Source organism: Kitasatospora sp. NBC_00240 (assembly GCF_026342405.1).
Taxonomy (GTDB): domain Bacteria; phylum Actinomycetota; class Actinomycetes; order Streptomycetales; family Streptomycetaceae; genus Kitasatospora.
Genome location: NZ_JAPEMU010000001.1, coordinates 8,822,790 through 8,843,661 on the forward strand (window position 1 = coordinate 8,822,790; position 20,872 = coordinate 8,843,661).

Below are 20,872 nucleotides of genomic sequence, written 5' to 3' on the forward strand. Positions count from 1 at the left end.
CGTTCATCCCGTTGCACCTGAGAGGTATCGCTGAGCCGACACCGTCCTCTTTCAGCCAGGTAGTGCGGCGGAAGGGCGAAATACCGGCATGAAAAATCCCAGATTCCTGATCGTCAGCAGACCGTCCCGCCTCGACCGTTCGGCCGGCGGCACGGTCTGGCGGCTGCTCGGCGCCAACAACCGCCACCTCGGGCAGAGCGAGGAGACCTTCCGGGACGCCGCCGCCTGCCAGGCCGCGATCGAGGGATACCAGCACCGGCTGGACGAGGCCCGCGCCACCCTCTGCTCGCAGGGCCGGGGCGGACTCTGGCTGTGGAAACTGGAGCTGGACGGTCGTACCGTCGCGGCCTCGGCGCGCGGCTACCGCCGCCAGCGGGAGTGCCAGTACAACCTGGCGCGCTTCCTCGCCGGCGCCCGCGCCGCCGCCGCCGACGCCGCCCGGCCCGGCGCCCCGCTCGGCGGTGCCGGATGAGCGCCGACCAGGCACTGCTCCGGCCCGACACCCCGCGTACGCCGGCCGCCAACCCCGGCCTGCCGGACCAGCTCTTCCTGCTCTGGGCGCGCTGCAGCGGCGCCTTCGTCCTGCTCGTGATGCTCGGCGTCGGCGGGTACCTCGCCGTCCGGGCCGCCCGCGCGCTGCACGTCGCCGGACTGTCCTTCCTGACCACCGAGAGCTGGAACCCGGACGGCGGGCACGGCCAGTTCGGCATCGCGGCGGTCCTGGTCGGCACCGTGCTGATCGGCGGCATCGCGGTGGTCCTGGCGGTGCCGCTGGCCCTCGGCAGCGCCCTCTACATCAGCGAGTACGCACCCCGGAAGCTGCGCCGGACGCTGATCGGCATGGTCGACCTGATGGCCGCCGTACCCAGCGTGGTCTACGGCGTCTGGGGCTTCGTCCTGCTGCAGTACCAGCTGACCGGGGTGGCCCGCTGGGTATCCACCTGGTTCGGCTGGATCCCGCTGTTCAAGGTCAACGGCGTCGACGTGGACGACCCGCTGACCCCGCCGCTCGTCTACACCGCGTCGAGTCTGATGGCCGGCACCGTGGTCGCTTTCATGATCACGCCGATCATGTGCTCGATCATGCGCGAGGTCTTCGACCAGGCCCCGGCCGGCGAGCGCGAAGGCGCCTACGCCCTGGGCAGCACCCGCTGGGGCATGATCCGCTCGGTGGTGCTCCCGTTCGGCCGCGGCGGCATCATCGGCGGCACCATGCTGGGCCTCGGCCGGGCCCTCGGCGAGACCATCACCGTCTACCTGATCCTCTCGATGACCTTCGAGATCCAGCCGCACATCCTGCAGACCGGCGGCAGCGCCGTCGCCCCGATGATCGCGCTGCGCTACGGCGACTCCACCCCGTTCTCCATCTCCGCCCTGATGGCCGCGGGCCTGGCGCTCTTCCTGCTGACCCTGGTGGTCAACTTCGCCGCCGCCGCCGTGGTCGCCCGAAGCCGCTCGGGAGCCAGCACATGACCACCACCGCACCCCGCACCACCGTGGTGCAGCCCCCCGCCACGATCTCGCAGCAACGCCGCCGGCCCGGCCGGCGCCGGGCCACCGACCACTACGCCTTCTGGGGCAGCCTGGCCGCCGCGGTGGCGCTCTCCGCCCTGCTGTTCCAGCGGATCGCCCCGTTCAGCGGCGGCATCGGCTTCGTGGTCTGCACCTGGCTGGCCTTCCTCGGCCTCTACGCGCTGCTGGTCTCCCGCGACGAGGGCGCCCTGGCGGTGCGCGACCGGCTCGCCTCCACGGTGGTGCACAGCATCGCCGCCGTGCTGCTCGCCGTCCTGGTGTGGACCGTCGGCTACGTCTTCCTGCACGGCTTCGACGCGCTGCGGCACAGCAACTTCTACACCGAGGACCTCTCCGAGGCCGGCCCCACCCAGCCGCTCGACCAGGGCGGCGCCCTGCACGCGCTGGTCGGCACCCTCACCCAGATCGGCATCTCGCTGGCGATCACCATCCCGCTCGGCGTCAGCTGCGCCGTCTTCCTCAGCGAGGTGCCGGGCCGGTTCAGCCGGCTGGTCCGCACCCTGGTCGAGGCGATGACCGCACTGCCGTCCATCCTGGCGGGGCTGTTCGTCTACGCGCTGGTGCTCGGCCTGCACAAACACCGCTCCGGCCTCGCCGCCGGCGTGGCCCTGTCGGTGATGATGCTGCCGATCCTGATCCGGGCCGCCGACGTGGTGCTGCGCCTCGTCCCGGCCTCGCTCAAGGAGGCGTCCTACGCGCTGGGCGCGAGCCGCTGGCGCACGGTCTGGACGGTGACGCTGCCGAGCGCACGCTCCGGCCTGGCCACGGCCGTGATCCTCGGCGCCGCGCGCGGGATCGGCGAGACCTCGCCGGTGCTGCTCTGCTCCGGCTACACCAAGAACCTCAACCTCGACCCGCTGGACGGCCCGCAGGCCAGCCTGCCGCTGATGGCCTTCACCCTGGTCAAGTTCCCCTCCCAGTTCCAGGTCACCCGGGCCTTCGGAGCGGCGGCGCTGCTGCTCGCCCTGGTACTGCTGCTCTTCCTGGTCGCCCGCACCCTCGGCGGGCGCGGCCCCGGTGACCTGACCGAGCGTCAGCAGGCCCGCCGGGCCAGGAAGTCCGCCGAAGATCTGCGGCGGATGGCCGCCGTCCCCACTGCCCGAAAGGCGCCCGTGCTCACCCGTACCGTCACCCTGCTGGCCGCGCTCGCGGTGTTCAGCACCTCACTGCTGCTCGGCGCGGCGCCCCGGGCGGCGGCGGCCGACTACCGGCGGATCAGCGGCGCCGGCTCCACCTGGAGCAGCAACGCCGTGGACTCCTGGGTCAGCAACGTCCGCCAGTACGGCATGACGATCGACTTCGACGCTCAGGGCTCCAGCTACGGGCGCAACCAGTTCAAGAACGGCGCCACCGACTTCGCGGTCTCCGAGATCCCCTACGGGCTCACCGACGGCGGCCAGTTCGACGCCCCGCCGCCGTGGCCGTCCGCCTACCTGCCGATCGTCGCCGGCGGCACCGCCTTCATGTACAACCTGAAGATCAACGGCAAGCGGGTCACCAACCTGCGGCTCTCCGGGGAGGTGATCGCGAAACTCTTCACCGGGCAGATCACCCGCTGGAACGACCCGGCGGTGCAGGCCGACAACCCCGGACTGAAGATGCCCGACGTCGCGGTGCGCCCGGTGGTCCGCTCGGACGGCTCCGGCACCACCGCCCAGCTGACCACCTGGCTGAGCAAGCGCCAGCAGCCGATCTGGGACGCCTACTGCGTGAAGTCCCCGCGCAGGGCGCCCTGCGGGATGACCTCCTTCTACCCGCTGCTCGGGGGCTCCACCTGGCAGGCCCTGGGCACCTCGGTGGCCGTGGCGAACGCCGTCGCCACCGACTCCAACGTCGGCGCGATCACCTACGTCGAGTACTCGTACGCCCTGAACAGCGGCTTCCCCGTGGTCAAGATGCTCAACTCGGCCGGCTACTACGCCGAACCCAACGGCCGGAACGTCTCGGTGGCGCTGGAGAAGGCCCAGATCAACGCCGACCTCACGCAGAACCTCGACGCCGTCTACGACAACAACCTGCCCAACGCCTACCCGCTCTCCAGCTACAGCTACATGGCCGTGCACACCTCCGAGGTCGGCACCTTCACCGCCGAGAAGGGCCGGACACTGGCCGCCTTCGGCTACTACTTCCTCTGCGAGGGCCAGAAGCAGGCCGACCAGCTCGGCTACTCGCCGCTCACCCGGCAGCTGGTGCGGTCGGCCTTCGAACAGCTGGCCAAGGTGCCCGGCAGCGAGGCCCGCGCCTTCGACGCGGCCAGATGCAGCAACCCGACCTTCGGCGCCGGCACCAGCAACCCGTACGCCGAGGGCGCGCCCAAACCGCAGGACTGCGACCGGAAGAGCTCCGGCGCCCAGTGCGGCACCGGGACGGGCGGCGCCGCGCAGACACCCACCCAGACCGGTACCGGCGGCTCCTCGGGCGCGGCGACCGGCGGCAGCGCGGGCGGTACCGGTACGGGTGGCAGGGGCAGTGGCACCGGCGGTACGGGTACCGGCGCCACCGCTGCCGCGGGAGGCGCCGGCGCGGCGGCCGCCTCGGGCGGTGCCGCGGGCACCGGCGGCGCCGGTACGGCTGCGGGCGGCGCGGCCGCCGGCGGCGGCGACCCCGCGTCGGGAGGCGGCAGCGGCGGCGCGGCCGGCGGGGGAGACCCGGCCCTGGGTGGCGACGGCGGATCCGCCGGCGGCTCGGGAACCGCAGGAGGCGGCCAGCAGGTCACCGCCGACTCGATGGCCATCGCGGCGGACGCGGGCAGCGGCCTGCGGTACTCGCTGATGGCGATCGCCGCCCTGCTGCTCGGCGCGGTCGTCGTGCTGCCGCCGATCGTCGCCGGCTGCTCGGCCCGGGCCGCCAAGGAGCGCGGATGACCAGGACCACCGGCCTGCGCAGGGCGCTTCGGACCACCGGCGTCCTCACCCTGCTGCTGGCCACCGCGGCCGGGGCGGCGCTGTCCGTCACCCCCGCCGCCGCACCCGGCCGGGCTCCCGTGGCGGCCACCGCCGCACCGGAGATCCCGGTCGACCCGATGACCTCCGGGCCCGTCCCGATCGATCCCGTCCCGATCGGCCCCCCGGCGGCGGCCGGGGGCCGGGGCGCGACGCCCGCCGAGGACACCCCCGCCCCGGCCGGGCAGTCCGCCCGGACCGGGACGGCGGGCCAGGCCGGCCGGGTGGCGCCGAAGGCCGCCCCGACGGCGCCGCTCACCTCGACCTCGTCCTCCTCGCAGTTCGCCGCCCGCCAGGTGGGCCTGGCGCCGCGGGCCGCCGGCGACCCGATGCCGGTGGTCGTCCGCGGTACCGGCGAGTTCGCCGACCTCGAAGTGACGGTCACCCAGACCGGTCACCTGGTCGACCAGGTGATCGGCCTGAGCTGGAAGGGCGGCCGGGCCACCTCGCCGAGCCCGATGTCCTTCGGCCAGAACTACCTGGAGGTGATGCAGTGCTGGGGTGACCAGGCCGGCGGACCCGACCGCGAGCAGTGCCAGTACGGCGCTTCCAAGGGCGACAGTCGCGGCGGTGCGTACGTCGCCAGCCGGCAGCTCAACTACGGCCGGACACTGACCGATCCGGCCGAGACGATCCGGCCCGCCACCGAGAACCAGAACGTCTACGCGCCGTTCCGCCCGGTCGGCGGCGCGGCGGCCGAGACCGACGGCACCAGCCAGTACTACGACTCGCAGTCCACCAACGAGGTGCCCTTCGCACCGACCCGCGCCGACGGCACCGGACAGCTCTACTTCGAGGTCCAGACCGGTATGGAGGCCCCCGGCCTGGGCTGCGGCCAGACCCCGCCCGACCAGCCGGGGCCCTTCCTGGAGGGTCGCGCCTGCTGGCTGGTCATCGTGCCGCGCGGCGACCGCGAGGTGGACGGGCAGCCGCCGATCGGCGACTCCGCCAAGCTCCAGTCCTCCCCGCTCAGCACCACCAACTGGGCCAAGCGCCTGGTCGTCCCGCTGCACTTCGAGCCGGTCGGCCTGTCCTGCCCGATCGGCAGCACCGAACGGCCCACCACCGGCAGCGAGATGGCCGCCGAGACGATCTGGCGCTGGCAGCCGGTGCTCTGCCGGCAGGCCGGCGGGATCTTCAGCTACACCAGGACCACCGACTCGCTGGCCCGCGGCCGGCTGGTCCAGGGCGACCCGGGGCTGGTCTACGTCGGGTTCCCGCTCGCCCGCGACAGCCAGGCCCCCGGCCGGACCCCGGTCTACGCGCCGCTGGCCCTCTCCGGTCTCGCCATCTCCTTCGTGGTCGAGAGCCAGTCCTACTCGCTGACCCCGCCGGAGACCCGGCAGAAGGACGGCCAGCGGATCCAGGAGCTGAACCTGACGCCCCGGTTGGTGGCCAAACTGCTCACCCAGAGCTACCGCTACGCCGTCAACCCCGGTGATCCCGACATCCCCGCCAAGAACCCGCTCGACCTCACCTCGGACCCCGAATTCCTGGCGCTCAACCCGCAGTTCAAGAGTCTCTACTTCCCGTCCAGGATCCCGGACCTGCTGCTGCCGACCGGGGACAGCGACGCGGCGCTGCTGGTCTGGCTCTGGCTGCTCTCCGACCCCGAGGCGGTGGCGTTCCTCGCGGGGGAGGTCAGCCCCACCTGGGGGGACTCGGTCAACCCGGCCTTCCTGCGCAACGAGATCGCCCTGCCGACGTCCAACTACCCGAAGCCCGACAGCTACTGCCAGGCCTTCCCGGACGACCCGACGAACCGCCCGGCCTGGTGCAACCTCGACTCCCACCCGTACGCGAACTCCATGCTGGAGGCGGCCCGTTCGACCGCCCGCGGGGACACCCTGTCGAAGTCCGTCTGGGACTCCACGACCACCCCCGGCTCGCTCAAGAAGGGCGCCGCCCAGGCGCAGGGCCTGCGCGGGGTGCTGGCCCTCACCACCACCGCGCAGGCGGCCAGGTACGGCCTGAGCACCGCCCGACTGCGCAATGCCGAGGGCGAGTTCGTCGCGCCCGACAACTCCTCGATGCTCGCCATGGCGCAGTCCGGCAAGGTCACCGGCAGCAGCGGCGTGCCCGTCGTGCTGCCGTCCGTCAAGGTCGCCGGCGGCTACCCGCTGACCAGCATCACCTACGCCGCGACGGTGCCGTCCGCCCTCGACCGGGCGAGCGGCGCCTCCTACGCCTCGCTGCTGCGCTACGCGACGGGCGACGGCCAGTCGCCCGGCGTCGCGGCCGGCCAGCTGGCCGAGGGTTACGTGCCGCTGCCAGAGTCGATGCGGGCCGAGACCCGGGCGGCCGCCGCCGCGATCGAGGCCGGGGCGGGCAGGCCCGAGCCGACCGCCACGCCCACGGTGACCGGCCGCCCCACCACGAGCACCGCGCCGACCACGGCGGGCACCGCCGCGCCGGTCGTCCGGCCGACCAGTGTGTCCGGCAGCCGGACGACCGTGACGGCCGCCGGTGACGGGCAGCTGGCGGACGCCGGCTCGGCCGGGTCGGGTTCCGGCGCCGGGGCCGGCAGCGGCGCGGCCGATGCCGGGTCGGGGGCCGGAATGCCCGCACCCGCCGAACCGGCTCCGGCGGCCCCGGACTCCCCGAGCCCCTCCCCGGCGCACACCCCGGTCACGCTGGCCCCCGCCGCTCCGGCCGCGGCCGTGGCCAGGACGGCCAGGACCGAGGTCGGCAACGTCCGGTTCCTGCTGCTCGGCGCCCTGATCGCCGGCGTGCTGGCCGGTGCGGCCGGGCTGATCGTCCCCCGGCTGCTGCGCAACCGGCGGCCCTGACCCGTACGCGACCTGCGGCCGGCCGGCCGGCCGAGGCCGACCCGCCGACCGCCGAGGCCGACCGCCCGACCTGCCGACCGCCGGACCGACCCACCGACCGCCGAGGCCGACCGCCCGACCTGCCGACCGCCGGACCGACCCACCGACCGCCGAGGCCGACCGCCCGACCCGCCGACCGCCGGACCCGCCGGTCGTCCTGCCTGACGACCGCCGCCGCGCCGCCCACCGAGCCCGACCGCGGCCGGCCGTCCGGAACCACCGGCCCCCGAACCACCGGACCCACCAGATCCACCGTCGACGCATGTGCGCCACACGGCCGAGGGCACCTTCGGCCGTGCCCGAGAGATGCCTCCACACAGGGAAGATCACCATGAAGAGCCTCACCAAGAGCCACCTCGCCAAGTGCGTGACCGTCGCCGCCGGCCTCGGCCTGGTGGTGGCCGGCACCGGCTCCGCCCAGGCGGACCCCTCCGGCGCGCCGACCTACCGTCCGCTCGCGGGCGTCGGCTCGGACACCACCCAGGGCGTCATGAACGCCCTGGCCGGCGACATCACCGTCGGCGGCCAGAAGGTGCTCGGCTCCTACAACGCGCTCGGCTCGGCCACCATCGCCACCAAGGAATCGGCCGACTGCCAGGCGCTGGCCCGCCCCAACGGCTCGGGCGCCGGCCGCTCAGCCCTGCTGAACGAGCTCAACAAGGGCAAGGGCTGCCTGGACTTCGCCCGCTCCTCCAGCCTGAACCTGGCCGCCGCCACCCCGGGCCTGACCTACGTCCCGTTCGCCGTGGACGGTGTCACCTACGCCGTCAGCGCCGGCAGCTCGCTGCCGCTCGACCTCACCACCGCGGACCTGCACGCGATCTACAGCTGCGACCCGGGCTACGTCGGCACCGCCCCGAACTGGGGCGTCCACCCGCTGCTCCCGCAGGCCGGCTCCGGCACCCGCTCGTTCTGGCTCTCCGTGGTGGGCATCACCGAGGCCGACGTGGTCGCGAACAAGTACCCCTGCGTGAGCGACACCAAGGGCGGCAAGAAGATCGAGGAGCACGACGGCCGCGTGCTGGACACCACCTCGCTGGTGCCGTTCTCGATCGCCCAGTACATCGCGCAGAGCTCCAACACCATCGCGGACATCCGCGGCACCGCCCAGCTCGGCAACATCAACGGCGTGCCCTCGGTGCTGCTGAACACCGGCGCCCCGGCCACCCGTGACGTCTACAACGTCATCCCGACCAGCAAGGTCGGCACCTCCCCGTGGAGCGACGTCTTCGTCGGCGGCACCTCGCAGATCTGCCAGCGCTCCTCCCTGATCAAGCAGTACGGCTTCGGTGTCAACACCAACTGCGGCGACACCTCGCGCACCACCGGCTGACCCTCACCACTGCCTCTCCCTCCTGCGTGCCCCTCCTTTCACCCTGGAAGCGAGCAACACCGTGAGCATCCGCATCACACGCTCCGTAGCACTCGGCGCGGCCACCCTGCTGGCCGCGGGCAGCATCTCCATGATCGGCTCGGTCGCCCACGCGGCCGACGAGAGCCCGGCCATCGGCACCCTGGCGCTGAACCCGGCGACCGGCGCCGACGACGAGCTGATCAGCGTCGTCAGCTCCGGTTCCTGCCCGGGCGGCACCAACCTGCAGACCCTGGTCTTCGGCCAGGGCTTCCCGGCCGAGGGCTACGGCGTCACGCCCAACCAGGCGCAGTCGGTCTTCCCGCCGGACGCCCAGGGCCACCTCACCCTGCCGCTCAGCGACACCATGCGCAGCTTCGCGCAGAAGAACGGCTTCTCCACCCTCGCCGGCAAGTACGAGTTCCGGCTGCGCTGCCGTGCCAAGATCGGCACCAGCTACTTCGGCGACTTCGTCGGCGCCGTCTGGTTCACCAGCCCCACCAGCTACACCTCCACCGACCCGAACACGCCGGCCGCGGTGGCCACCAGCACCGCGCTGACCGTCACCCCGAACGGTTCCGCGACGGCCGGCGGCGACGTCACGCTGACCGCCGACGTCACCCCGGCCGCCTCGGGCACCGTGCAGTTCCTGGACGGCGCCACCCCGCTCGGCGCCCCCGTCGCCGTGGCGGCCGGCCGGGCGACCCTCACCACCGCGGCCCTCACCGAGGGCGCGCACAGCCTGTCGGCCGTGTTCAGCTCGAACAGCGCGGGCTTCCTCGGCTCGACCTCCCAGGCCGTCGCCTACACCGTCAGCCCGCGCGGCGCCGCCGCGACCCACACCGCGCTGGCCGTCTCCCCGGCCGGCTCGGCCGCCCAGGGCAGCCCGGTGCAGCTCAGCGCCACGGTCACCCCGGGTGTCGCGGGCACCGTGGCGTTCAAGGACAACGGCGCCGTGGTCGGCAGCACCGCGGTCGCGGCCGGCTCGGCGCAGGTCACCCTGACCGGCCTGGCCGAGGGCGACCACTCCTTCACCGCCGCCTTCACGCCCACCGACAGCACCGCCTACGCGGCCTCGGCCTCGGACGCGGTCGCGTTCACCGTCACCCCCGTGGTCACCCCGCCGAACCCGGGCGGTCCGACCCCGCCCGCCCCGGTCGGCGAGACCATCACCACCACCGTCGCCCCCGGCGCCCTGGTGATCAGCGTGGCCGGCAGCAACGTCACCCTGCCGCCGCTCGCCCTGAACAGCACCAGCACCCTGTTCAGCACCAACGGCCCGATCCAGACCGTCACCGTCACGGACACCCGCGCGGGTGCGCCGGGCTGGTCGGTCAGCGGCCAGGTGGCGCAGTTCGCCTCCAACGGCAACGCGATCAACGCGCAGAACCTCGGTTGGGCGCCGAACCTGGTCTCCAAGGGCGACGGCCTCAAGGTCACCCTCGGCGGGCAGGTCAACCCGGCCAACGCGGTCGAGGCGAACGACGCGGGCGTGCTCGGCCTCAAGTCCGCCCGGACGCTGGCCGTCGCGACCGGCCTCGGCACCGCCAAGTTCGGCGCCGACCTGACCCTGCTCGCCCCGACCTCCACGCAGGCCGGGACGTACCAGGGCGTGCTCACCCTGACCGCGATCTGACGCCCACTCTTCACCGGGATCCCGTCAGGCCGTAACCCGGCGGCCGGACCGTCCAGACGAAATGTACCCGAGCCTGGACGGTCCGGCGGTCGTGCTCCAACTTCCCTTCCCGTAACCGAGGATGACGCCACCATGCAGCATCGATGGCTCCTGGTACCCGCCCTCGCGGCGCTGCTGCTGGCCGGCGGTCCCGCGTTCGCCGACGAATCGCCGGCCGCTCCCGCCCCGGCGGCCCCCGCCCGGGCCGCTCCCGCTCCGGCGGCCCCCGCCCCGGCCGCTCCCGCTCCGGCGGCCGGCCCCGCCGCCGCGCAGACCTTCGGCATCCAGCCCGCGAGCGAGACCGAACCGGACACCCGGGGCACCTTCAGCTACGGCGTCACCCCCGGCGCCGTCCTCAAGGACCACGTCGCGGTCTGGAACTACAGCGAGCAGCCGCTCACCCTGCGGATCTACCCCGCCGACGCCTTCAACACCGACACCGGCGGCTACGACGTGCTCCCCGAGGGCACCGCCTCCACCCAGGCCGGCAGCTGGCTGCGGACCGGCGCCGCCACCCTCGAACTGCCGGCCCGCAGCCGCCAGATCGTCCCCTTCACCCTGGCCGTCCCCGCCACCGCCCCGCCCGGCGACCACCCCGCCGGGATCGTCGCCACCCTGCGCAGCGAGAGCAAGGACGCCAAGGGCAACGCCGTGACGGTCGACCAGCGGGTCGGCGCCCGGATCAACATCCGGGTCTCCGGCGACCTGCGGGCCGCACTCAAGGTCGAGGACGCCCATGCGGTGTACCACCCCAGCCTGAACCCGCTCTCCACCGGGCACACCACCATCAGCTACTCGGTCCGCAACACCGGCAACGTCCGGCTGGGCGGCAGGCAGGCCGTCCGGGTCGCCAACGTCTTCGGCACCATCGCCACCGGTGACGCGCCCGCCGACCTGCAGGAACTGCTGCCCGGCAACGTCGTGCACCACCGGCTGGACGTGGCCGGGGCGTACCCGACGCTCTGGGCCACCGCCGGGATCACCATCGACCCGCTACCGATCGCGGGCGACAAGGACCCGGCGCTCTCCAGCAGCGTCGACAAGCGGCGCTTCGCCAGCATCCCCTGGGCACTGCTCGCCGTCCTGCTGCCGCTCGCGCTGCTCGGCGGCTGGTGGTGGCGCCGCCGCCGCGACCGCGGGGCGCCGGCCGCCCCGCCCGGGGGGTCGGTCGCGCCGGCGCGGCCGGTCGTGCCGGGCGCGCCCGGTGCCGCGGATCCGCCGGCGGTCCCTGCTGGTCCCTCGGCCACCGCCGAGCCGGCCCGGGTACCGGCCGGGGCGAGGTCCGCCGGGCCGGCCGGCCCCGGTGCGGCGGTCACCGCCACGACGCTGCTCCTCGCCGCCCTGGCGCTCTGCCAACTCCCGCTCGCCCCCCGGGCGTCCGCCGCCGAACCGGTCGGCACGCTGGCCTTCGACTACGCCGCCGGCCGCGACGACGACGCCCTCGACCTGCTCAGTTCGGGTCAGTGCCCGGACCCGGCGGCCGACTACCTGGTCGTCCGGATCACCGGCGAGGGCTTCCCGGCCGAGGGCGCCCCGCTCACCGGCACGGTGGCCGCCTCGGTCTACCGGACGGCCGCCAACGGCGGTTACGTGCTGCCGCTCAGCAACACCCTGCGGGTGGTGGCCACCCGCAGCGGCGCAGGCCGGTTGAACGGTGCCTACACCATCACCGCGAGCTGCCGGGGCAAGGTCAACCCGACCTCCCGCCGGGACTTCAGCGGGGTGCTCACCTTCACCACCCCCACCACCTGGCAGGCCGTCACGGTGGCCCCCGAAGGCCTGATCCACGTCGCCGCGGCGGCCGAACCGGCCCCGGTGGCCGCGCCTTCGCCCGCCCCGGCGGCGGTGGCCGCGGCCGCGCCTCGTCCGTCCGGAACCCCTTGGTACTCGTTGCCGGCCGTCGGCGCCGGGGCACTGCTGCTCGGCCGGATCGCCCTGCCGCACGCCCGCCGGTGGCGCCGCCGCCCGGCCCCGGAGGCCGCCGAATGACCGTCACCGAACTCCCTCCGGCGCCGGCCGCCGCCCCGCCCGGTCCGCCGCCGGTGGTCGCGCCGCCCGCCAGGGCCCGGCTGCGTCCGGACGGTCCGCAGGCGCTCGGCGCCGGGCTGGCCATCGTGGCGGCCCTGCTGCTGGGCCTGCTCCTCGACCTCGGTCCGCTCGGCGGGCTCCGGCACCTGCGCGACCACGAGACCGGCTACGCGGACCTGCGGCAGACCCTCGCGATGGGCACCGCCCCGGTCGGCCAGCTCGACAAGGACGGCAAACCGGTCGGCCTCGGGACGCCGGTCGCCCTGCTGGAGATCCCGCAGCTCGGCCTGCGCGAGGTGATCCGGGAGGGCACCACCGGGGGAGTCCTGGCTGAGGGCCCCGGGCACCGCCGGGACACCCCGATGCCCGGTCAGGCCGGTACCAGTGTGCTGCTCGGCCGGCAGGCCGGGTTCGGTGGTCCGTTCGGTGTGCTGGGGAACCTGCGCGGTGGTGAGACCTTCACGGTCACCACCGGCCAGGGCACCCACACGTACCGGGTGCTCGGCCTGCGGCGCGCGGGTGACCCGGTGCCGCCCGCGCTCGCCTCCGGCGCGGGCCGGATCGCGCTGGTCACCGGCAGCGGTTCCAGGTACGCCCCGTCCGGGCTGCTGCTGGTCGACGCGGACCTGATCACCGAGGCCAAGCCGGCGGACGCCCGCCCGCTGACGCCGGGTGCGCTGCCCGCCGCCGAGCGGGCCATGGGCACCGAGGACGCGGCCTGGATCCCGCTGGTGCTCTGGGGCGAGGGGTTGCTCCTCGCCGCCGTCGCGCTCGCCATGGGCTGGTCGCGCTGGGGGCGCCGGCAGGTCTGGATCGTCGGGGTGCCGGTGCTGACCGCGCCGGCCCTCGCGGTCGCGGACCAGGTGGCCCGCCTGCTGCCGAACCTGGTCTGACCGGCGGGCGTGGCAGGTGCCCGCCCGCCGTCCTGCCCGCCGACCGTCCTGCCCGCCGACCGTCCTGCCCGCTGCGGACCGCAGCAGACCGCACCGCACCGTTCTGCTCCGCCGATCGACCGTCACCCTCACGAAAGGGGCCGTCCCGTGACCAGCCTCGACACCACGGCCGTCCTGCCCGCCGTCCGGCCCAGTGCGGCGGGCACCCTCGACGCCCGGGCCGTCTCCGCCTGGTTCGGCGACCGCAAGGTCCTGGAGCAGGTCTCGCTGCTGATGCCCGCCGGGCAGGTCACCGCGCTGATCGGCCCGTCCGGCTGCGGCAAGTCGACCTTCCTGCGGATCCTCAACCGGATGCACGAGCTGATCCCCGGCGCCACCCTCGCGGGCGAGGTGCTGCTGGACGGCGCCGACATCTACGCCCCCGAACGCCGTCTCACCGCCGCCCGCCGGGACATCGGCATGGTCTTCCAGAAGCCCAACCCGTTCCCCGCGATGAGCATCTACGACAACGTGGTGGCGGGCCTCAAGCTCACCGGCGTCCGGGCGAGCCGCCCGGAGAAGGACCTCCTGGTCGAGGAGTGCCTCACCAAGGCGGGCCTGTGGCGGGAGGTCCAGGACCGGCTCCGCCAGCCCGGCGGCGCGCTCTCCGGCGGCCAGCAGCAGCGGCTCTGCATCGCCCGCTCGCTCGCCGTCCGTCCGAAGGTCCTGCTGATGGACGAGCCCTGCTCGGCCCTGGACCCGACCTCCACCCGCCGGATCGAGCAGACCGTCCGTGAGCTGGTCCACGAGGTGACCATCGTGATCGTCACCCACAACATGCAGCAGGCCCAGCGGGTCTCCGACCGGTGTGCGTTCTTCCTGGCCGAGCAGGGCACCCCGGGCGGCATCGTCGAACACGGCCCGACCGAGGCGATGTTCAGCACCCCGGTCGACCCGCGCACCTCCGACTACGTCAACGGCCGCTTCGGCTGAGGGAGGCGGTGGGGGCGTGGGCCGCGGGCCGGGCCCCGGGGCGCGCGCCCTGCCCCACGGAGGCCGCACGCTCACTTCGCCGACGCGTCGCCCGGCGCCGCCGGTCGAACGCCCGGTCCATCGCGAGCGGTCACCGGCCCACCTCGACGGGTACGCCCCGGCGCGTCAGCCGGGAAGCCAGGAGTTCCATCTCCGCCGCCGTCCCCACGAGGCCGTCCCGGCGCAGCTCCTCGACCAGTTCGCGGGCCCGGGACAGCGACGCCGCCGAGACCTCCCGGAAGACCTTCATGGCCGCGACGGCGCTGGGCAGCGGGCCGGCCGGTCGCAGCCTGACCGGCCCGTGCGCCGCGAGCAGTGCCTCCCGGACGCCGTCGGGCGCCGCCCCGGGGCCGGCGTGCTCGCACATGTACCTGCCGCAGGCCTCGCAGGAGAACTCGGAATCCCACCAGAGCTCGTCGTTCAGCACGAACTGGTTCACCTGCCGCACCGCCGTGCTCCCGCACGCGCAGGGCGCTTCGATGCTCGCTGTCCGACCAGTCATCCGAACTCCCCGCTCGTCCCCACCCCGCCGACGTGATCCTCTCCCGGTCGGCGCGACCGGCGCGACCGGATTCCGGCCCGGCCGACGGGAGGGGGCGCTCGGGGCGGGCACCGCCCGCCCTCGGCCTGGACAGTTCGTCCGAACTGGACGTACAGTCCGAACATGGCAGATGCAGAGGTGGGACAGGACCCGCGTGTCCGGATGTGGGCGCCGGTGTGCCAAGCCGTCGTCCTGCTGCTCGGGCCGTACGCGGAGGTGGTCCTGCACGACCCGGGGACGGACCGGGTGCTCGGGATCTGGAACCCGATGACCGCCCGCCAGCGTGGTGACCCGTCGCTGCTGGGCGAGCTGGACGCGCTCGATCCGACGCAACAGGACGTGTTCGGCCCCTACGAGAAGGTGCTGGCCGACGGGCGGCGGCTGTCCTCGGTCAGCGCCGTCCTGCGCGATGCCGACGGCGAGCCGTCGGCGGTGCTCTGCATCAACCTCGACCGGACCCCGCTGGAGGAGGCCGCCGCCGTCCTGGCGGGCTTCGCCGCCCCCACCGTGCAGCGGCCGGAGCCACTGTTCGAGCAGGACTGGGCCGACCGCGTCCAGCACACCGTCGGCAGCTACGTTCGGGAGTCCGGTCGGCCCGTCGAGCGGTTCGGACGCGAGGACCGCCTCGCCGTGGTCGGACGGCTGGACCAGGCCGGCGTCTTCGCGGTGCGCCGGGCGACACCGGTCGTCGCCGCCGCCCTGAAGGCCTCCCGCTCGACCGTCTACGCCCTGCTCGCCGAACACCGCGACCGAAGGACCAGCTCGTGACCCGACTGCCGGACTTCCGCCTGGAAACCTGGTTCTCCCGCTGGGAGTTCACCGCCCGCCACCACCTCACCGCCTCCGACGCGCAGACCATGACGCTGGCGGAACTGCTCGCGCTGGCCGACGACAAGGACGTCGAGGCCTTCGAGAACCTGTCCCTCGGCTACACCGAGACCTTCGGCGACCCGGGTCTGCGCGAGGCGATCGCGGCCACCTACGAGCACGCCGGCGCCGACGACGTGATCTGCTTCGCCGGCGCCGAGGAGGCCCTCTACCTGGCGATGAACGTACTGCTCGGGGCCGACGACCACGCGGTGGTGCTGACCCCCAACTACCAGGCGGCCGAGACGGTGCCGCTCGCACTCTGCGAGGTCACCGGCGTGGCCCTCGACCCGGCGCGGGACTGGGCGCTGGACCTGGACCAGGTCGCCACGGCGATCCGTCCGAACACCCGGGTGGTGTCCGTCAACTTCCCCAACAACCCGACCGGCAAGGTCATCGGCGCCGACGAGTTCGGCGCACTGGTCCGGCTGTGCGACGAACGCGGCATCCACCTGTTCAGTGACGAGGTCTACCGCGGACTGGAGCGTGACCGGACCCGCACCCTGCCGAACGCCGCGGACCTCTCGGAGCGCGCCCTCTCGCTGAACGTGACCTCGAAGTCGCTCGGCCTGCCGGGCCTGCGGATCGGCTGGATCACCTGCCGAGACCGCGACCTGCGCGCGCGCCTGGAACGGGCCAAGCACTACACCACGATCTGCAACTCCGCCCCGAGCGAGGTGCTGGCCCGGATCGCGCTGAAGGCCGGTGGCACGATCCTGGAGCGCAACCGGGCCCTGATCGCCGCCAATCTGCCGCTCTTCGACGCCTTCTTCGCCGAGTTCGAGGACCTCTTCGAGTGGCGTGCCCCGGACGGCGGCTGCGTCGCCTACCCCCGGTACCTCGGCCGGGACGGCGTCGAGGAGTTCTGCACCCGCCTGGTGGAGGAGGCCGGCGTCCTGCTGCTGCCGGCCGGCATCTACCGGTCCGAGCTCACCCCCACGCCCACCGACCGCTTCCGCATCGGCGTGGGCCGCGGCAACCCGCAGGACGGGCTGGACGCCTTCGCCCGCTGGCTGCGCGAGCGTCGCTGACCGTGCCCTTGGGCCTGGCCGCGCCCGGCCCCGGGATTCCCGGGCCGGGCCGCGGTGCACCCCGCCGCCGGGCGCGGAACTGCGGCCCGCGCCCGTCAACCGGCCTCGGGGACGGCCGGGGTCTTCGGGAGTTCGCGGGTGATCCGCCAGATCAGGTTCTCGCCGGTCTGGGCCGGGGCGCGGCGCTCGGCGGGGCGCCGGAGGTGTTCGGAGAAGCCGAGCCGGGCCGGGACGGCGCCGCTGGCGTGGTTGGCCAGGTCGTGGACGATCTCGACGTGGTCCACGCCGGGGAGCCGGAAGGCCTGTTCGACCACGGCGCGGGCGGCCCGGGTGACCAGCCCACGGCCGGTGGCGGCGGGGTGCAGCCAGTAGCCGATCTCGCGGCCGTTCGCCGGGGTGTCGCCGCGCCGGAACAGCGCGCAGACGCCGACGATCGCGCCGTCCAGCACGATCGCGTAGGTGTACTCCTCGCCGCTCGCCCAGCGCTCCGGGCGGCGGGCCAGGAACTCGGCCGTCCTGGCCCGGCTGTGCTCGGCCACCCAGGGCATCCAGGCGCGCAGGTGCTCCAGCGACTCCTCGATCACCCGGAAGAACTCCGGGAGGTCTGCCTCGCCGTCGAAGCGGCGCAGGGTCAGGCCGTCCAGTTCGATCACCTGCTGCGGAATGTCCATGCCGGGAGAATCGTGGGTGGCCGCTCCTGTCGGCAACGGGATTTCGGAGCCCGGCTGCCCTCAGGCCTGGCCCTCGGTCGTCCGGGGAGCCGGATCGGACCGGCGCGGGGTGAAGTGCGGCCCCTCGGGCGGCGGCGAGCCTCCCGCATCCCGTGACCGGGTCGTGCGACCGCTTCGGGCGGAGGGCCGGATCCGCCCTTACGTCGGGCCGACGCCCCCGCGAGGATGGGGGCATGGATGCTGTCGAAGACCCGGTGGCCGTGGTGGCGGGCTTGTGGGAGGAACATCGGAGCGAGCCGTGGCCCAAGCGGTTGGACGGACTTGAGGTGGCGGGCGTCGATCTGGCGTCGCTGGAGACCAGGCTGGGGGCTGTACGTACACCTGGGTCACCAACGGCGGGTCCCTCCACGAGCGGGGGACGGGGACGGTGAGGTTCCTCCTCGGTGAGCTCGACAGGATCCTGCCCGAGCTCACCGAGGACGACAGCCCGCAGATCTGGCACCGGCTGCACCGGATGTCCCGGCTCGTCGTGGCCCACAACACCCCACCGGCCGGGACACCCTCCTGAAGCCTGTCGCCACCGGCGCGTCGAGCGGTCGGCCGGGTGTGTCCGGCCGGTCGGTGAGCGGTGACGGGACGGGGATCGGCCGTCCCGGTCCGGATCCCCGGCCGACCGGGGGAGCGGGGTGTCAGCCCGGGCCGGGCAGGTCCGTCCGCTCGCTGGTGAGGGCGGTCAACAGGGGGACGAGGAAGCGGCGTTCGAGCTGGCCTGGCGGGAGCTGCTCCGGTTCGACGTAGCTCTGTGCCAGTCCGCCCTCGCGGATCGCGATCAGGAGCCGGGCGAGTTCGTCGGCGTCCACGGTGAGGGTGCGGCCGGCCCGGGCGAGGTGCTCGGTGAGGCAGCGGGCGATCTCCGCGCGCAGGCGGGCGTCGTGCTGGGCGAGGGCCCAGCCGGCCTGCGGGTCGCGGATGGCGTACAGGGTGAACTCGGTGGTGACCAGGTACCAGTCGCGTTCGGCGGGCTCGATGTCGGCGAGGACCTCCACCAGGCCCTGCAGGGTGAGGTTCTCGGTGGCGATCGAGTCGACCAGGGTGGTGATCCGGGCGACGACCCGTTCGCTGTGCTCGTCGAACAGCGCGAGGAAGAGTTCCTCCTTGCTGCTGAAGTTCGAGTAGAAGGCGCCCCTGGTGAAGCCGGCCCGTTCGCAGATCTGCTCGATCGGGGCGGCGTGGAAGCCGTACTCGGCGAAGACCTCCAGTGCGGCCGCGAGCAGGGCGGCGCGGGTGCGCGGGCGGCGCTTGGTCACTCCCCTGGGCATGGGCTCCCTCTCCGAGCGGTGCGGTGCGACGGCGGGTGACGCCGCGCGCTGCGGGGCGACGGTGTCCGTTCGTTCGTTCGTCCGTCACGATACCGCCCGGATCGACGGCGCGGATGCATTGGCGTATCCGATACAGCGATGTATCTTTCGAGCTGTCCGCACCGTCGCTGACCCCTGGAGCTGTCATGAGCGCCACACTGCCGTCCGCCCTGGCCGCCGTCGTCGGACCCGTGCCGGAGGGGGTCACCCTGCCGATGCCGCCGACCTTCGACTCGGTGCCCGCGGAACGCCGGTACCGCAAGGAACAACTCGCCGCCGGATTCCGGCTGTTCGGCCGCTTCGGGTTCTCCGAGGGGGTCGCCGGGCACATCACCGTGCGTGACCCGGAGAACCCGCAGTGGTTCTGGGTGAACCCGTTCGGGATGAGCTTCCAGCAGATCAAGGCCTCCGACCTGGTCCTGGTCGACCACGAGGGCACCCTCCTGCACGGCAGCCGCCCGGTGAACCGCGCCGCCTTCGTCATCCACTCCCAGGTACACGCCGCCCGCCCCGACGCGATCGCCGCCGCACACTCCCACTCGCTGTACGGGAAGGCCTTCTCCAGCCTCGGCGTCCCGCTCGACCCGATCACCCAGGACGCCTGCGCCTTCTTCGAGGACCACGGCCTCTACAGCGACTACCGGGGCGTGGTCAACGAGGTCGAGGAGGGCAAGCGGATCGGCGCCGCGCTCGGCGGCCACAAGGCCGTCATCCTGCAGAACCACGGCCTGCTCACCGTCGGCCACTCGGTGGCGGAGGCGGTCTGGTGGTTCATCACCATGGAGCGGTCCTGCCAGGCCCAGCTGCTCGCGATGGCCGCCGGCACGCCCAGGCTGATCGACCGCGAGACCGCGCTGACCACCCGGGCGCAGATCGGCTCGCACCTCGCGGGCTGGTTCCAGGCCCGGCCGCTCTGGGACCAGATCACCGCCTCCGACCCGGACCTCTTCGGCTGACGGCCGCCCCACCCGCCGCGTCCCACCCGCCCGGCCCCACCCGCCGCGTCCCACTCCACGCCGCCCCTGATTCGCCCGCCCCGTCCGGAGGAACCGCCCGTGCCCACCGACGCCGTCCCCGCCCCACCGCGCCTGCGGATCGCCGTACTCGGCGCCGGCAGCATCGGCTGCCACCTTGGCGGCATGCTCGCCGCGGTCGCCGACGTCACGCTGATCGGACGACCGGCCGCGATGGACGAGATCGGGCGGCTGGGGCTGACGCTGACCGGCCCCGGCGAGGCCCGCCGCGAGATCGACGACCTCACGCTCGCCACCGACGCGGCGGCCGCGGCCGCCGCCGACTGGGTGCTGGTGGCGGTCAAGAGCAACGACACGGCCGCCGCCGCCCGCGACCTCGCCGGGCACCTCGCCCCCGGCACGGTGGTGGCCAGCTTCCAGAACGGCCTGCACAACCCCCGGGTGCTGCGCGCCGGACTCCCCGGCCGCCGGGTGCTGGCCGGCATGGTCCCGTACAACGTGGTGCGTACCGGCCCGGCCGCCTTCCATCAGGGCAGCGGCGGGCAGGTGATGCTGGACGCGGGCGGTCCGGCGGCCGGCGGTGGTTCGGACGGTGACGGGCTGGCCGCGGCGGCCGCGGCGGCCGGGCTCCGGCTGGAGCTGCGCCGGGACATGGCGGCGGTGCAGGCGGCGAAGCTGCTGATGAACCTCAACAACGCCGTGAACGCGCTGTCCGGCCTGCCGCTGCGTGAACAGCTCGGCGGCCGCCACTACCGTGCCTGCCTCGCCCGGTGCCAGCGGGAGGCGCTCGCGGCCTTCCGGGCGGCCGGCGTCCGCCCGGCCCGGCTGGGCCCGGTGCCGCCGGCCTGGACGCCGGCCGTACTGCGCCTGCCCGACGGGCTGTTCCGCCGGCTGGCGGGGGCCTCACTGCGGATCGACGGGCAGGCCCGCTCCTCGATGTGGGAGGACCTGCAGCGCGGCCGGACCACCGAGATCGACACCCTGCAGGGCGAGATCGTCACCCTGGCCGGGCAGTTCGGCCTGGCGGCCCCGGCCAACGCCCGGCTGGTGGAGCTCGTCCGGGAGGCGGAGACCGCCGCCGCCGGCACGGCACGACGGTGGAGCGGCCGGGACCTGCTGGCCGAACTCACCGGGGCCGCCGGATAGCGCGGCCGGCTCGCGACCCCCGG

17 protein-coding genes are annotated in these 20,872 nt (G+C 74.1%); 14 read left to right on the forward strand and 3 right to left on the reverse strand.

Annotated elements, in window-relative coordinates; genetic code table 11:
• The first annotated feature begins 88 nt into the window (after positions 1-88).
• The 9 genes from OG689_RS37520 to OG689_RS37560 all read left to right on the forward strand — a co-directional run bounded on the left by OG689_RS37520 (position 89) and on the right by OG689_RS37560 (position 14,222).
• Positions 89-472: a hypothetical protein gene (locus tag OG689_RS37520; protein WP_266325936.1), complete on the forward strand. Its 384-nt coding sequence runs from the start codon at positions 89-91 to the stop codon at positions 470-472.
• The gene (gene pstC / locus OG689_RS37525) at positions 469-1,473 is read left to right on the forward strand and encodes a phosphate ABC transporter permease subunit PstC (RefSeq protein ID WP_266325938.1); all 1,005 of its coding nucleotides are present in this window, start codon (positions 469-471) and stop codon (positions 1,471-1,473) included. The genes OG689_RS37520 and pstC overlap by 4 nt, the downstream gene beginning before the upstream one ends.
• Positions 1,470-4,397, forward strand: a complete 2,928-nt coding sequence (gene pstA / locus OG689_RS37530; protein ID WP_266325940.1) for a phosphate ABC transporter permease PstA — start codon at positions 1,470-1,472, stop codon at positions 4,395-4,397. Before pstC ends, pstA begins: the two co-directional genes overlap by 4 nt.
• Positions 4,394-7,264 carry a hypothetical protein gene (locus OG689_RS37535; protein ID WP_266325942.1) on the forward strand — a complete coding sequence of 957 codons (2,871 nt, stop codon included), beginning with the start codon at positions 4,394-4,396 and terminating at the stop codon, positions 7,262-7,264. Before pstA ends, OG689_RS37535 begins: the two co-directional genes overlap by 4 nt.
• Positions 7,265-7,634: 370 nt before the next feature.
• Positions 7,635-8,636 carry a substrate-binding domain-containing protein gene (locus tag OG689_RS37540; RefSeq protein WP_266325944.1) on the forward strand — a complete coding sequence of 334 codons (1,002 nt, stop codon included), beginning with the start codon at positions 7,635-7,637 and terminating at the stop codon, positions 8,634-8,636.
• Between the two features lie 61 nt (positions 8,637-8,697).
• A complete protein-coding gene (locus OG689_RS37545; RefSeq protein ID WP_266325946.1) occupies positions 8,698-10,290 on the forward strand; it encodes an Ig-like domain-containing protein in 1,593 nt (530 codons plus the stop codon).
• 132 nt (positions 10,291-10,422) lie between these two features.
• The gene (locus tag OG689_RS37550; protein ID WP_266325948.1) at positions 10,423-12,318 is read left to right on the forward strand and encodes a hypothetical protein; all 1,896 of its coding nucleotides are present in this window, start codon (positions 10,423-10,425) and stop codon (positions 12,316-12,318) included.
• The gene (locus OG689_RS37555) at positions 12,315-13,250 is read left to right on the forward strand and encodes a sortase (RefSeq protein ID WP_266325950.1); all 936 of its coding nucleotides are present in this window, start codon (positions 12,315-12,317) and stop codon (positions 13,248-13,250) included. The genes OG689_RS37550 and OG689_RS37555 overlap by 4 nt, the downstream gene beginning before the upstream one ends.
• A gap of 252 nt (positions 13,251-13,502) precedes the next feature.
• A complete protein-coding gene (locus OG689_RS37560; RefSeq protein ID WP_323189396.1) occupies positions 13,503-14,222 on the forward strand; it encodes a phosphate ABC transporter ATP-binding protein in 720 nt (239 codons plus the stop codon).
• A gap of 130 nt (positions 14,223-14,352) precedes the next feature.
• Here OG689_RS37560 and OG689_RS37565 read toward each other — a convergent pair whose 3' ends face one another.
• Positions 14,353-14,763: a hypothetical protein gene (locus OG689_RS37565; RefSeq protein WP_266325952.1), complete on the reverse strand. Its 411-nt coding sequence runs from the start codon at positions 14,761-14,763 to the stop codon at positions 14,353-14,355.
• A 162-nt stretch (positions 14,764-14,925) separates the two neighbouring features.
• Here OG689_RS37565 and OG689_RS37570 point away from each other — a divergent pair, with 162 nt between their 5' ends.
• Positions 14,926-15,570: a PAS domain-containing protein gene (locus tag OG689_RS37570; RefSeq protein ID WP_266325954.1), complete on the forward strand. Its 645-nt coding sequence runs from the start codon at positions 14,926-14,928 to the stop codon at positions 15,568-15,570.
• Positions 15,567-16,700, forward strand: coding sequence for a pyridoxal phosphate-dependent aminotransferase (locus OG689_RS37575; protein ID WP_266325956.1), 1,134 nt, complete (start codon positions 15,567-15,569; stop codon positions 16,698-16,700). Before OG689_RS37570 ends, OG689_RS37575 begins: the two co-directional genes overlap by 4 nt.
• Positions 16,701-16,795: 95 nt before the next feature.
• Here the strand turns inward: OG689_RS37575 and OG689_RS37580 are convergent, their stop codons facing one another.
• A complete protein-coding gene (locus OG689_RS37580; protein ID WP_266325958.1) occupies positions 16,796-17,371 on the reverse strand; it encodes a GNAT family N-acetyltransferase in 576 nt (191 codons plus the stop codon).
• Between the two features lie 427 nt (positions 17,372-17,798).
• On the opposite strand from OG689_RS37580, the gene OG689_RS37585 reads away from it, so the two are divergent.
• The gene (locus OG689_RS37585; RefSeq protein WP_266325960.1) at positions 17,799-17,939 is read left to right on the forward strand and encodes a hypothetical protein; all 141 of its coding nucleotides are present in this window, start codon (positions 17,799-17,801) and stop codon (positions 17,937-17,939) included.
• 121 nt (positions 17,940-18,060) lie between these two features.
• On the opposite strand, the gene OG689_RS37590 is transcribed toward OG689_RS37585, so the two are convergent.
• Positions 18,061-18,690: a TetR/AcrR family transcriptional regulator gene (locus OG689_RS37590; RefSeq protein WP_266325962.1), complete on the reverse strand. Its 630-nt coding sequence runs from the start codon at positions 18,688-18,690 to the stop codon at positions 18,061-18,063.
• Between the two features lie 185 nt (positions 18,691-18,875).
• Here OG689_RS37590 and OG689_RS37595 point away from each other — a divergent pair, with 185 nt between their 5' ends.
• Both OG689_RS37595 and OG689_RS37600 read left to right on the forward strand, forming a co-directional pair.
• Complete coding sequence (locus OG689_RS37595) at positions 18,876-19,685, forward strand: class II aldolase/adducin family protein (protein ID WP_266325964.1); 810 nt, start codon at positions 18,876-18,878, stop codon at positions 19,683-19,685.
• 99 nt (positions 19,686-19,784) lie between these two features.
• On the forward strand, positions 19,785-20,849 hold the full coding sequence (locus tag OG689_RS37600; RefSeq protein ID WP_266325966.1) for a 2-dehydropantoate 2-reductase: 1,065 nt from the start codon (positions 19,785-19,787) through the stop codon (positions 20,847-20,849).
• The last annotated feature ends 23 nt before the right edge of the window (positions 20,850-20,872 follow it).